The following is a 13,614-nucleotide window of genomic DNA, read 5'->3' on the forward strand; positions in this document are numbered from 1 at the left end:
CGGGCGTCTTGCGTAAAATAACACCTGTAAATTTACCCAGTGTTTTAATCAAAGTCTAGTTTTAATTATAAATAATCAATGCGTTTACAATATCACGGCTTGTATGGGCTGATTATTTTATTATCTGTAAGTTGCAAGTAATATCATTCATTATATGAATGCTGCAAGAGTTTATTTTATCTCTTAGATTAATCATTAAGTTAATTTTATGCTCTATTTGATACAGCAAATAATCTATTTTCTTTTGAATTTCTATTGATGGTAAATTTATATCTATCGATTTTATATGACGGACTGTTATATATTGCTGTGCAGTTCCTGATGATAGTTTTCTTAACTCCATAGCATTTAATAACTTTGCAAGGTAGGGCATGTAGACTACATCGTCTTTTCTACTCTTAACAACCATGGAGTTGTTTGTAACCCAAATGTCTCCGTTGCAATATCGCACGTTTCCACAAAGCGCTCCAACTTTTCCAATAACAATGGTTTCGCCAAATTCTTTTGCTTCATTAGTATAACCAATAATCCCATTTCCACCAAAAACAGGTACTCCCCCTTTTTCTGAAAGATTATTTTTCTGTAGCAATAAACCAGCCTTTATTATCAATAAGTCTTCAAGGTTATATTTTATTGATGTATTGCTAGTCCTGGCGTGGTCGAGATCATCTTTTAGTTGCTTTATATCATTTTTTAATGAAAATAGCATCTCATCAAAATTATTTAAATTCTCATCAAGGGAATTAATATTTTCTAATGAAATATTAAAACTTAATCGCTCTCTGTGAAGTTCTGGGCGTACTAAAAAATTATAATTAGACTGTAAGTCTTCATGGTTTAAAACCCAGGTCCACGGAGAATTTTTATTCTGCGATAATGATGATATTATTTCCTGAGTATGAGTAATATTAAAAGGATTTGATTTTGTTATTTTATATTGAGTACTGGCATCATGTACTAAAATTTGTTTTGTATGTCCGTTCTTACTGAAAAATAGTATGCTAGTTTTAACTGCGGTGTAAGGTAAGAAAACACCAGCGGGCAATGATATTATTTTAGTCACGTTGAAATCTGACAGCAATCTCTTCTTAAGAGTGATAGCTTCGTGATGTTCATCTGAAAAAAATCTATTTGGTAATATAACGACTGCATTGCCATTATTCTCGAGAGATAGCATTATATGCTCTAAAAAATCATATTCCAGATATTTATGCATAGAATCATTATTATATGTATCTATTTTCCCAAATGGAGGATTTGATATTATTAAGTTATATTTATAATCTAAATTGTTGCATTGAATACTGTTACCGCATTCGATAGAAAAGTTGTCTATATTATTTAGTAACATATTACATAAGGATAGTAGGCAAGAGAAAGATGATAGATCCTTACCAAAAATTTTTAGATGGCCATTTTTATATGTATTTTTTATATTATAAAAAGCCGATAGTAAAAGACCTGAAGTGCCACATGCGGGATCATAAATGTAATCATTTGGGGAGCCTGTAATATCATGAGTCAGAAGTTCGCAAATTGCAGTTGGAGTATAGTATGCACCTGAACTGCCTGACTCGTCAGACATACGAGATAAAAGTTTTGCATAATCATCCCTTAAATTGTATAAGTGCGATAATGAGTTTATATCATCTAAAGTATTTTTTAAATTTGTTGTCGATATAAATTTATCTAATTCATCTAAATTATAATAAAGATCTTTTAAGACAGGACGGTTATTATCCCCATGGATAATATCTGATCTTCTTAGGATGTTTTCTATTTGTTCAATGCAGTCAATAATATCATTGTTATGTGCGTTATTATAGTGTTTGATATTTACCTCTCCTTCTAGAGAAAGTGATAAATATTTTTTTATTAGCAAGCATGAAATAACTTTTACAGCTTGTTCAGTATTAATTATTTTTTGTTCATTTTTAATAATACTGAGCATTATTTCTAGTGTGTTTTTATTTTTCATAGTTTGCTCTCTAAAAATTTAAACATATTTTCAATATCTATACTTATTTCTTCTGCAGGGATGAAAGAAATATACTGGTCTAATTTTATTTGATCCAAGCCAATGCCCTCTGAATCTATTAACTCAGTCATATATTCCTTTACATTTAAAGCCCTTATATGATCATTATCTCCGGGATCATTTAATTTCAAATAGGAATTTTTTGGTAGGTCATCATTATTTACACAACCAATCTTATCATATTCTGACATAGCTGAATAAGATAGAAGGTAGTTTTTTATTTCACGACGATGCCATGAAAGTAAATAAATTTCTGTTCTGGGACTATATTTGCTTTTTAGTTCTCTAATCCGCTTTTCGAGCTGCTGCACAGCAACAGAAACTCCATCACTTTTAAATGTGAGGATTGCTTCATCCCTATCGCATACTAAAAATATACGATGAGGCTTTCTATCGCTGTTTGAGGATAGCAAATTTTCGAGCCAATCTATTTTCGATTTTGCAAAGTCATGTGTAATATTTCCGTAACCAGAAGGATGTTTGACCGGCTGTAAATTGATTAATTTAGCGATGTCTAAATTTTTTTTATGTGCAAGTGAAGTGAAAATTTTCCAGTCATTGTAATGATCAAGGACAACAATATTATCAAGTTTATTACATAATTCAAACTGTACTGAATTAATTCTAGTTAACATTGAAAGTCTTTGAATTAATTCTTTCATTTTATCTTGTTCGCAAATTTTTCCCCTGTTTACTATTTTTAATGTTGAGAACGTATTTTCTCGTGCTGTTATTGAATCAATAAGATGTGTGGAGGTAATCGCATGGCCTTTTATTGCATGTAATTCCTTCCAGAGGATTTCTATATTTTTATAATGAAGATGTGAATCTATTTCATCAAGAAGAAAAATGGTATCAGGATGATCAAATAGATCAATCAATGAATATAGAAATAAGATTTGATATTCACCATCGCTTAAATCGCTTAATTCCAAATTATCTTTAAAGGTCAACGTCATTGATGGCTTTGATATAAAATAATCGTTGTCCGCAGCTTGTGTGTAAAAGGAAGTTATAGGGTCGAAATAATCTTCAGCAGTGTTAATATATGATGGGTTATTGAATTTTTGAGAATCTAACTGTATTGATTTAGATTCCATTGGAGAACTGAAATCATATTCATGGTCAACTATTGTATTTATAAAACTTTCAAGAGTACGATGATAACTTGTCGAGCGTAGTGTGTCGATTTCACCATTTTCTTCATCTTGTAACGCCTTTTGTACTCTATTAACATAGGCGCGACTAACTTGAACAGAAAAATTGAGAATGCTTGAAATATCAGTATTGTTTTCTGATAATTCAATGTATTTTTTTCTCACAAGAAATGAACGAACTAACCCTCTATCGTTACTAATAGTTGAGAGGAAAATCAATAATTTTGACCATGTTTTATCATAATAACAACAGTCTAAACTAAGCCCTCTATTAGCATTTCTCTCTTGATTTAAGTAGTTAGAGAAATGCTCAGAAAATTTTTCATTTTGACCGGAAGAGAAGCAAACAACTTTTTTATCAGGAAGTATTGATTTTGCCAGGCGGTTAACAAAAATGGATTGGAGGATTGAGGATTTGCCTGCGCCATTTTCTCCAATAAGGGCGGTGATCTTCTCAAATTCAATAAGCTGTTGATTTGCGTATAATCTATTACTTGGTAAATTTAGTTGCATGTTAGTCAGTCCATAAATTATACATAGTTTAACATTGTAATATAATCTTCGTATTATGGTTTGAAAATTGAATGATGTGAATCATGATGCAGTGATGTTCGCCTTAAAATTCTCCGCCTGCGACAGCACGCCCATATATACATCATCATTCGCCACCGGCGGGAACTTGTGCTTGTGCAGCAGCAGAATCAGCTCCACCTTCAGCTTCGCTTTAATATCATCACGCTTGCTCCAGTCCGGGTACTTTGACGTGTTATCGACCACCGCCTTCATCTCTTTCGCCAGCGCCAGCATCTTGTCGTCCTCATAGGTGAACTGATACTTATCGCGCATATGCGCCAGAATGTCGTAAAAGGCTTTCTCCTCGATATCAATCCCCATCTCGGCATAGGTGCCCATCTCGGTTTTAATATCGTAGATAATATCGGTCATCTCCTGGCTGAAGTTATCAAACTCTTCACCGTTGAGGACGTCATCTTCCCGGCGCTCGTTATATTTATCCATAATCGACTGGAAACGACGGGTGAAGTTGATCCCCTGCAGCTGATTGATCTTTTTAAAGTCGCTGATGGCTTTTTCCAGCAGCTTTTGCAACAGCTGAATTTTTGTCGCCGGCAGTTTGATCTTATTAATGCGCGCCAGATAATCGTCGTCGAAAATATCGATCGACTCCGCTTTCTTATCGCCCAGGAAAAACAGCTCTTCCACGCCGTCGGCTTTCAGTGCTTCGGCGATCATTTCGCGCACGCGGGAGTTCATCTGCGTGACGTCCGGCGCGTCGCCTTTGGTCAGCTTGAAGACGATAGAGCGCACGGCAATATAAAAATGGATATAGTCGCGCTCAATCTGCGACAGCGCCTCGCTGCCGCAGCAGACGTCATAGGCTGCTTTCAGCCGCTTCACCAGCCCCATAAAGCGGCGTTCCAGCTTCTGGGTGCGCAGCACAAATTCTGCTGCGAAGTTCAGGCAGGCAAGCTGCGCTTGCGGCTCGCCGCTGAAATAAGGGCGGCTGTCGAATTCATGGAACACCTGCGCCAGTAGATCGAGATGATTTTTCACTTCAATCACCGACTGCTGAATATCTTCAAAGTTGGTGGCGTCGATGCGCGAATACATCGCCAGCGCCTGGTTCATCTGGCGCTTAATGCCGATATAGTCGACGACCAGCCCTTTGCTTTTACCTTCCAGCTTGCGGTTAACGCGGGAGATAGTCTGGATCAGGTTATGCTTTTGCAGCGGCTTATCGATATAAATGGTGTCCAGCTCCGGCACGTCAAAACCGGTCAGCCACATGTCCACCACGATGGCGATTTTGAAATTCGACTTCGCGTTTTTGAACTGTTTATCCAGCTCTTTGCGGTACTCTTTACTGCCCAGCAGCTCGTACAGTTTCGCGTCATCGTCTTTGCCGCGCGTCATCACCATCTTGACCATTTCGGACGGCGGCAGCTCTTTCTCGTCCTGCTCGGTCAGCTCAACCCCATCCGGGGCCTGCTTAACCTCAAACCACGCGGGACGAAAGTCTTTCAACTGACAATAGAAATCCCAGGCAATTTCGCGGCTGGCGCAGACAAACATCGCTTTGCCTTTCACCGTTGAGCCTTCGGCGACACGTTTTTCATAGTGTTTCGCGAAGTCTTCCGCCAGCGCCTTCAGGCGATCGTCATCGCCGAGGATGGCGTTCATGGTGGCGCTGGCTTTTTTACTCTCGTCGATTTGCCACTCGTTGGTGCCCGCGTCAGCGCACTCTGCGTAATACTTTTCCACCTCTTCCAGCTTGCTGGCATCGAGTATGACCTTTGCCGCGCGGCCTTCGTAGACGATGCGTACCGTGATCTCATCCTGCACGGATTCGGTCATGGTGTAGCTGTCGACGATGTGGCCAAAGACTTCCATCGTGGCGTCGATAGGCGTGCCGGTAAAACCAACGTAGGTGGCCTGCGGCAGCGAGTCGTGCAGATATTTGGCGAAACCGTAGGTCTTGCGCACCTTGCCGCTCTCTTTATCGACGATCACTTTCTGATCGAGGTTGACCTGGCTGCGGTGCGCTTCGTCGGAAATACAGATGATATTGCTGCGCTCGGAGAGCAGTTCGGTGTCTTCGGTAAATTTATGGATGGTGGTCAGGAAGACGCCGCCGCTGTTGCGACCGGCCAGTTTCTCCCGCAGATCCTCGCGGCTGGTGACGGGTACTACGGTGTCGTCGCCGATATAGTTTTTGGCATTGCACATCTGCGCTGAGAGCTGATCGTCGAGATCGGTGCGGTCGGTGATCAGCACGATCGTCGGGCTTGCGAACTCGACGCTTTTCATCAGCAGGCGGGTTAAGAACTGCATGGTGTAGCTCTTGCCGCAGCCGGTTGCGCCAAAGTAGGTGCCGCCCTTGCCGTCGCCGAAAGGTTTACGCGCCCGTTCGATGCTGTAGTACAGCTTGCGCGCCGCATAGTACTGCGGGTAGCGGCAGCAGATTTTCACTTCGTGTTTGGCTTTATCCGGGAAGCAGATAAAGTTTTTGATCACGTCCAGCAGGCGGACCGGATGAAACAGCCCCTGAATCATCGAGTGCAGGGAAGGGATGCCGTCCTGCTCGCGGTTTTCATTGCCGGTGACTTTACGCCACGAGTAGAAATACTCGTACGGCGCGAACAGGTTGCCCATGCGGTTATTGACGCCGTCGCTGATAATGCACAGCGCGTTATAGACAAACAGCTGCGGAATATCGCGGCGATAGCGGGTGCAGAGCTGTTTATACGCATCGCCAATATTGGCTTCCTGCTCGCGCACCGCGCTTTTAAATTCAAACACAACTAACGGCAAGCCGTTGATATACAGAATGGCATCTGGAATGCGCGGCTGGTTTTCTTTGCCGGTGATGGTCAGCTGATTGACGATTTTTACACAGTTCAGCGGCTGGGTAAGATGATAACTTGCCAGCGTTTCCGCGGCCTGTTGCAGCGGAACCTCTTCGGTATCGAACAGTTCACGCAGCGCGGCGGGCAGATGCCGGGTGTCGAGCAGTTCGATATAGAGATCTTTCTGCTGGCGATCGTCGCGTTTAAACAGGAAACCGTTGGCCAGCCAGGCGCAGAAGGTTTTGTTGCTTTCGTAGAGATCGGAGGCGGGCAGGGTGGTGAACTGTTTGATCAGCCGCTGGATCTCCTCTTCGGTGATGCCCTCGGCCTGATAGCGCGCGGCGAGGTAGTGGCGAAGATCGTCTTCGATAATCACCTGATCAAGGCTGGAACGCGGCACATTATCGCCGATCAGGTGCTGATAGCCCTGATCCTGTAATAGTTCAATTATCGCCTGTTCTAACTTCGCTTCACTGAATGAGAGATGCATATCTCGCTCCGGCCCTGGCTGATTTTCTGGTAAGGGTTCCTGTAACAGAGAAAACCTTAACAGAAAGCCCCTGATTTTTCAGGGGCAAAATGCGTTATGTGGGTTCGGTTTGGTTGGCTAAGTTTGGCAGATCCTCCAGGGACAGCTCGCCGGAGATGAGTTTGGGGAGCAGGGTGTCGCGGAGGGCGGTTAAATGGTCGTTTTGAACTAATGAATTATTCATCAGGTCTCTAAAGTTGCTTGTTGACTCATCAAACCTCTGGACGATCTCCTCTGGGGGAATGATTAAAGGCAAAGAGCATATATCATCAGGCTTAATTGCAGGATATGCGCCGCCATCTGCAATTCTTGCCAGTTCTTCAACGTTTTTGTCGTAGGTAACAAAATAATAAATGAAGTTTTTATAAATTGTATCTTTGGCTCTGATCACAGCGAAACCAGTACTACCAGTTAAACCATCAACATGTACATATGCAAACGATCTATTTGCAGGTCTAACAAGACCAAAGATAAGGTCGTCTTTTTTTAATATTCTTCTTGCTCGACTTGGTGCATCTTCAAATGGGATTTCTTCAATGGAACTGATTATCCCATCTTTTGCGTTAGAAAGATCTACATAATTGACATAATCAGGTTGATTCTTAGTACCCCATGATGTGGAATTTATAAAGGCTATATCAGGAATTGAACCTTCTTTCCAACCCCTTGGCACCCAACCCAACTCTGTTTCTTCAAATTCAGCCGGGAACAGTGCACGAATATCCGCCGGAAGTGGTTTGAAATCAGCACTATTGCGTACTTTTTGACGCAGTTCGGCGCGAGATTGCAGCGCTTCCGGGATTGGGTTTCCTGCATCCAGCGCGTTATCAATCACTGGGTCGAAATCCACAAACCAGGATTTGAACAGGGTTTGGGACATTTGTTCCAGGGTTTGGTTTTGAGCATTACTTAATCTTCTTCGCTCATCAACTTTTTTTATTATATGTACAGCTTTCTCCTGATCTTCTTTCGATTCAGGCATTAGAAATCTGAAATCACGCATCATTTTTAGCGATACGTTTTTGATTGTACTTCCGGTTGAGCATCTTTGAATATACTCTTGGAATAAGTAACCAGAAAGTATGTAGAGTATAAAATATTTGCTAATGCTATCTTTTAAGTTTATATAGCAAGCACTTTTACCTAAGATTATATCTTCATTATTATATAGCGCTGTATTTCCGATAGTACCATTTATGGAGACTAAAACAGTGTTATCACCCAATTCTTTACGATGTTTCAGAAATTCATCATGATCAACTCGCTTAGTTGTATCGGTTATTTTTATTGAGTTATCAGATAAATTACTTCCATTAATAAAATAATAATTACCCGAATCGTTATAAACAGGTGTTCCGTGAATTCCATCACCGATTTTTTCAGAAATCTCTCCCAGCGATACTTCTATCCACTTACTCCCCATAACCCAGCGCCTCCAGGTTCTGGCGAATTGCGTTATCCAGTTCTTCCGCCTGATTCATCTGCGCAAACAACGTCTGCGACAACTCACGCATTTTAGTTTCAAAGGCCACGCCGTCATCTTCCTGCTCGGCGGCACCGACGTAGCGGCCAGGCGTCAGCACATAGTCGTTAGCCTTGATCTCTTCAATAGTCGCGACCTTGCAGAATCCAGACTGGTCTTCGTATTGCGCCAGTTTACTATCACCGCGCTTAACGCGCTCGGCCAGCTCTTCTGGCGTGCTGCGCCACGCATGGTAGGTGTCGGCGATGGTGGCGATATCGTCCGCCGTTAGCTCTTTGGTGGTGCGGTTCATCATGGTGCCGAGATTACGCGCATCGATAAACAGCGTCTCGCCCTGACGGTTACGATAGCCTTTGGCCGGATCGGCTGCCTTCGATTTGGTCATAAACCATAGGCACACCGGGATTTGGGTGGTGAAGAACAGCTGGCCGGGCAGGGCGATCATGCAGTCGAACAGATCGTTTTCGATCATCTGCGCGCGGATCTCGCCTTCGCCGCTGGTGTTGGAACTCATCGAGCCGTTCGCCAGCACAAAACCGGCGGTGCCGTTGGCCGACAGCTTGGAGAGCATATGCAAAATCCAGCCGTAGTTGGCGTTACCGGTCGGCGGCGTACGGTAGCCAGCAAAGCGCGGGTCTTTGGTCAGCTCGGCGTCGTTGCGCCAGTCTTTCAGGTTAAACGGCGGGTTGGCCAGGATATAGTCGGCTTTCAGGTCCGGGTGCTGGTCGCTGAAGAAGGTGTCCGCCGGGCGCTCGCCAAGGTTGGCGGAGAGGCCACGAATGGCAAGGTTCATCTTCGCCAGCTTGTAGGTGGTGGCCGTCAGCTCCTGGCCGTACAGGGCGATATCGCGACTTTTCCCCTGGTGGCTTTCAACAAACTTCACCGACTGGACAAACATCCCCGCCGAGCCGCAGCAGGGGTCATAAATTTTGCCCTGGAACGGTTCGAGCATTTCGGTCAGCAGCGTCACCACGCATTTTGGCGTATAGAATTCACCGCCGCCTTTGCCCTCGGTGGCGGCAAACTTACCGAGAAAGTATTCGTACACGCGACCGACCAGGTCTTCTTTCGACAGCGCTTCCACGTCGGTTTCGTGGGCCAGCGTTTCGATGTTATCGATGGTGTCGATAAGCGACGCCAGCTTCTTGGTTTCCAGATTCTGACGGCTGAAGTAGTTGTCCGGCAGCGCGCCTTTCAGCGACGGGTTGCGCTTCTCAATGGTGGAGAGCGCGGTATCAATGCGCACGGCAATATCATCCTGCTTGGCGTGCTGTTTGATGAACGACCAGCGCGCCTCTTCCGGCAGATAGAAGATGTTGTCCTGCTGATAGAAGACTTCCATTTCGAGGAAATCGCCCTGGCCTTCGTCTTCCATCTGTTTACGACGGGCTTCAAACTTATCGCTGATAAACTTGAGGAACACGAGGCTCAGCACCACGTGCTTGTACTCGGAGGATTCTACGCTGCCGCGAAGCTGGTTCGCGGTATCCCATAATGTGTCTTCAAAGCCTTTCTTTGCTTTGGCTTTTTTCGTTGGTGCTTTGGCCATGATGAACTCAATCAGGAAAAATAAGGTGGCTATTGTAACGGTAAAAGCGGTTAAGTTCGCCCTTTAGTCGATTTCCAGTTCGTCGAACAGCTGCAAATCCACATCCAGCAGCTCAACCGCATTGCTGCGTCGGATGCCGACGTTATTTTCAATCAGCAATTCTAACAGACGGTCGCCATCAATCAGCGTAATCGGCGCAGCGCCTGGGTACAGGGCGGCCTCTGCGCATTTGGCGGCAAATCTCCCGGTGGTGATCAGCGTGCCGCGAATGGCCTTGTGATAGGGAAGCGCGCCGCGCAGCTGATCGATCAGCGGGCGGTTGATGGTGTTCTGCATTCGCTTCACCTGCACCACTTCGGTAATGGTGGTGATGCCGACCTGCACTTTACCCACTACATCGACGCCTTTGTCTCCCGACGCTTTGGTGACTTCAACCTGCTCGTAGCCCATTGCTTCAAGAAGCTGCGCCACCAGATGCTCAAATTTGTAGGGGTTCATGGTAGAAAGCTGCTCGCGTAATACTTCTTTCTGCTGCGCGTTATAACGCTTCACGGCTTCGAGTAGCTCTTTGCGCGGGTCAGCCTGCTGCGTCGGCAACGCTTGCGTCAGCCACTCGCGCCCGGCGTCAGTAATGCGATAGCTCATCCCTTCTCGGGCCGCCAGCTGGCGGTCAATCAGGTTGTAGAGGCGGGAGTAGAGCGTGCTTTTTGCCGAGCGGTCGGAGGCAAATTTTGAGTGCTGGTGTAAGAATGCCTGCCACTCCGGCAGCAAGTCCGCACGGCGCGACATTTCACGGCCAGCGAGCAGTTCCAGCAGCTGTATCAGCCCTTCCTGGTCGTCCAGCCAGCGCAGCGTTTCGTTGTCGTCTTGCAGAAAACGTTCGCCGCGAAGCGTAGGGGTCCAGGCGTCGTCGGCAGTGCTTGCCATCAGATCAAACAACGGGTAGTTCAGGAACAGGTAACAGCCGTAGCTGTGGCGAGGGTTAAGAATATGATTGTCGGTTTGCCAGATACGTAGGGCAATCTCGGCATCTTCGCCGCTTAAGCGCTCGTTGATCCACAAATCAGGTTCTGACCAGTCGACCGGGTTTTGTGGGGTACCGGTTTGCTCAAAGATGGCGGTAATCATGCTGCGAACCGATTTCAGGGAGTAACCTGAAACGGCTTTCATCATCGCTTTTACCTGAGTGTACGTCGGGAACAGCGGGGTAATGACTTTATAATTTTTCACGATAATCTCTTAGCGGCAATAATGGACGTAGCTTGCCATAGCGAGAAAAAAATTCTTTGGCGTGAGTCAGTTATTGCAAAGAACACGATGATTTTAGCGTTGCGGTAAAACGGTGGAATAATATAACAGTTGACCGTTATGTGGGACTCAAGGATGACAATTGAACCGTCTGGATTAAGCTGGGATGCCAGCGTAGCTGGAAAACAATGCATGCAGCTGGTGGACTATCTGATCGAGAACGACGATGAGAACCCGGTTATCGACTTTCTGGCGAGCAAAATCGCGGACTATGAAGATAACAACGAACGTTTTACAGAGTTCAACAAAGCCGTCGCTGAGATGCCGGTCGGCGTTGCGCTGCTGCGCACGCTGATTGACCAGCACAAGCTGTCTTATGCTGACCTGAAAGAGGAGATCGGCTCTAAGTCACTGGTGAGCCAGATCCTGTCCGGCCAGCGTTCTTTGACTATCGCTCATATTAAGGCGTTATCTGCGCGTTTTGGCGTGAAACCAGAGTGGTTCTTTTAACCGCCATAAAGCGATATCGGGCCGCTTTTCGCCCTCTCCCTTTCAGGGAGAGGGCCGGGGTGAGGGTGATAACTCGTTGCTACATCAACAAATTTCCCCTCACCCTAACCTTCTCCCCAGAGGGGCGAGGGAACCGCCCGTGCTATTTTTTAGGTTTGTCAGCAGTCTGAGACCGCCCTTGGGCGGCCTGACATCAACCATGGGCGGTGGATTCATGTCACTCCATCGCCACCTTCACCGCCTCCCCCAACTGCACCATCACCTCCCGATGCTTCTCGATCGGCGGCAGCGCGCAGTTGATCCGCAAGCAGTTCCGATACTTCCCCGACGCCGAAAACAGCGATCCCGGCGCCACCTGGATCTTCATCCGACACAGTTGTTTCGCCACGCATACCATATCCACTTGTTCGGGCAGTTCGACCCACAGCATATAGCCGCCCGTCGGACGGGTAACGCAGATGCCGCAGGGGAAATATTCCCGCAGCCAGCAGGTGTAGATTTCCATATTGCGCTGGTAAATCTGCCGCATACGCCGCACGTGGCGGTGGTAATGGCCTTCACGAATAAAGTTTGATGCCGCCAGCTGGGTCGACGGAACGTTGGTGCCGTTGGCGGCGTACTTCATCTGTAGCAGCCGGTCGTAATAGCGGCCTGGCGCAATCCAGCCGATGCGCAGGCCGGGGGCAATGGTCTTGGTAAATGAGCTACACAACATGACCCGGCCGTCGATATCCCACGAGTGAATGGTGCGCGGGCGCGGATAGTCGGTCGCCAGTTCGCCGTAGATATCATCTTCAAAAATCACGATATCGTAGCGTTGGGCAAGGCTCAGCACCGCGCGTTTGCGGGCGTCGGGCATGATAAAACCCTGCGGGTTGTTGCAGTTGGGCACGAGGATCACCCCTTTAATTGGCCACTGATCCAGCGCCATCTCCAGCGCTTCGACGCTGATCCCAGTGTTGGGATCGGTTGGGATCTCAATGGCCTTCAGCCCTAAGCCGCGCAGCAGCTGCATGGTGCCGTAATAGGTGGGGGATTCAACGGCGATAATGTCGCCGGGCTGGCATACCGACAGCAGCGCCAGCGATAGCGCGCTGTGGCAGCCGCTGGTGATGATCAGATCGTCGGCGGTGACCACCGATCCGCCGTCGAGCATCAGGCGGGCGATCTGCTCGCGCAGTTCGCGACGGCCGGCAAGTTCGTCGTAGCTCAGCACGTCGATGATGTTGTGCTGTATCACGCGGCTCATCTCGCGCCACAGTGGTTTCAGGCTGGGCTGGGTGACGTCCGGAGAGCCGCCGCCGAAGGGGATGATCGACTTGTCATTGCGGGCGTCCAGCATGTTGAGCACCTGATCCCATTGAGTGATCTCCACCGGACGCTGTACCGGGCGCGACATGTGCGGCACCGGCGGCTGGGCTTTTTGCGGTGCCACGAAGTAGCCGGAGCGCGGCTGCGGGGTGATTAGCTGACGCTGTTCCAGCGTCTGATACGCCTGCTGCACGGTGCTGATGCTGACGCCATGCTCCTGACTCAGGCTGCGCACGGAAGGGAGCTTCTCGCCGTGACGATACAGCCCTTGTTCAATCCGCTCGGCCAGCAGGTTAGCCAGATGTTGGTAACGCGTCATTGCTGTATCCCCGATAGTCGCCATACAGATAAAAAAACCAGTACAGTTGTGCGGCAAAAACCGCGTGCAGATACCGTTTTAGCGAATCTGTATGTTAAAGAAAAG

General features: G+C 46.7%; 7 protein-coding genes and 1 pseudogene. 1 reads left to right on the plus strand and 7 read right to left on the minus strand.

What is annotated here, in order from left to right; genetic code table 11:
* Positions 1 to 112 precede the first annotated feature (112 nt).
* The 6 genes and pseudogenes from ACIPDS_RS17210 to ACIPDS_RS17235 all read right to left on the minus strand — a co-directional run bounded on the left by ACIPDS_RS17210 (position 113) and on the right by ACIPDS_RS17235 (position 11,351).
* A complete protein-coding gene (locus ACIPDS_RS17210; RefSeq protein ID WP_400738368.1) occupies positions 113 to 1,978 on the minus strand; it encodes an N-6 DNA methylase in 1,866 nt (621 codons plus the stop codon).
* Positions 1,975 to 3,708: an AAA family ATPase gene (locus ACIPDS_RS17215; protein ID WP_400738371.1), complete on the minus strand. Its 1,734-nt coding sequence runs from the start codon at positions 3,706 to 3,708 to the stop codon at positions 1,975 to 1,977. Before ACIPDS_RS17215 ends, ACIPDS_RS17210 begins: the two co-directional genes overlap by 4 nt.
* A gap of 28 nt (positions 3,709 to 3,736) precedes the next feature.
* Positions 3,737 to 7,050, minus strand: a pseudogene (locus tag ACIPDS_RS17220) (type I restriction endonuclease subunit R).
* Between the two features lie 94 nt (positions 7,051 to 7,144).
* Complete coding sequence (locus ACIPDS_RS17225) at positions 7,145 to 8,512, minus strand: restriction endonuclease subunit S (protein ID WP_400738374.1); 1,368 nt, start codon at positions 8,510 to 8,512, stop codon at positions 7,145 to 7,147.
* The gene (locus ACIPDS_RS17230; protein ID WP_400738377.1) at positions 8,502 to 10,121 is read right to left on the minus strand and encodes an N-6 DNA methylase; all 1,620 of its coding nucleotides are present in this window, start codon (positions 10,119 to 10,121) and stop codon (positions 8,502 to 8,504) included. Before ACIPDS_RS17230 ends, ACIPDS_RS17225 begins: the two co-directional genes overlap by 11 nt.
* Positions 10,122 to 10,184: 63 nt before the next feature.
* Entirely contained in the window at positions 10,185 to 11,351 is a 1,167-nt protein-coding gene (locus tag ACIPDS_RS17235; protein WP_400738380.1) for a restriction endonuclease, read from the minus strand.
* 153 nt (positions 11,352 to 11,504) lie between these two features.
* On the opposite strand from ACIPDS_RS17235, the gene ACIPDS_RS17240 reads away from it, so the two are divergent.
* Positions 11,505 to 11,879: a type II toxin-antitoxin system HigA family antitoxin gene (locus tag ACIPDS_RS17240; protein ID WP_400738383.1), complete on the plus strand. Its 375-nt coding sequence runs from the start codon at positions 11,505 to 11,507 to the stop codon at positions 11,877 to 11,879.
* Positions 11,880 to 12,096: 217 nt separating this feature from the next.
* Here ACIPDS_RS17240 and ACIPDS_RS17245 read toward each other — a convergent pair whose 3' ends face one another.
* On the minus strand, positions 12,097 to 13,509 hold the full coding sequence (locus ACIPDS_RS17245; RefSeq protein WP_400738386.1) for a PLP-dependent aminotransferase family protein: 1,413 nt from the start codon (positions 13,507 to 13,509) through the stop codon (positions 12,097 to 12,099).
* Positions 13,510 to 13,614: the final 105 nt, after the last annotated feature.

The organism is Kluyvera sp. NPDC087067 (assembly GCF_044745165.1).
In the GTDB taxonomy this organism is placed as follows: Bacteria; Pseudomonadota; Gammaproteobacteria; order Enterobacterales; family Enterobacteriaceae; genus Kluyvera.

What these genes read in the sequence shown, in the direction of transcription:
- ACIPDS_RS17230 (WP_400738377.1), bottom strand. Translation starts at nt 10,121, where the DNA reads ATGGCCAAAGCACCAACGAAAAAAGCCAAAGCAAAGAAAGGCTTTGAA.
- ACIPDS_RS17245 (WP_400738386.1), bottom strand. Translation starts at nt 13,509, where the DNA reads ATGACGCGTTACCAACATCTGGCTAACCTGCTGGCCGAGCGGATTGAA.
- ACIPDS_RS17240 (WP_400738383.1), top strand. Translation starts at nt 11,505, where the DNA reads ATGACAATTGAACCGTCTGGATTAAGCTGGGATGCCAGCGTAGCTGGA.
- ACIPDS_RS17225 (WP_400738374.1), bottom strand. Translation starts at nt 8,512, where the DNA reads ATGGGGAGTAAGTGGATAGAAGTATCGCTGGGAGAGATTTCTGAAAAA.
- ACIPDS_RS17210 (WP_400738368.1), bottom strand. Translation starts at nt 1,978, where the DNA reads ATGAAAAATAAAAACACACTAGAAATAATGCTCAGTATTATTAAAAAT.
- ACIPDS_RS17215 (WP_400738371.1), bottom strand. Translation starts at nt 3,708, where the DNA reads ATGCAACTAAATTTACCAAGTAATAGATTATACGCAAATCAACAGCTT.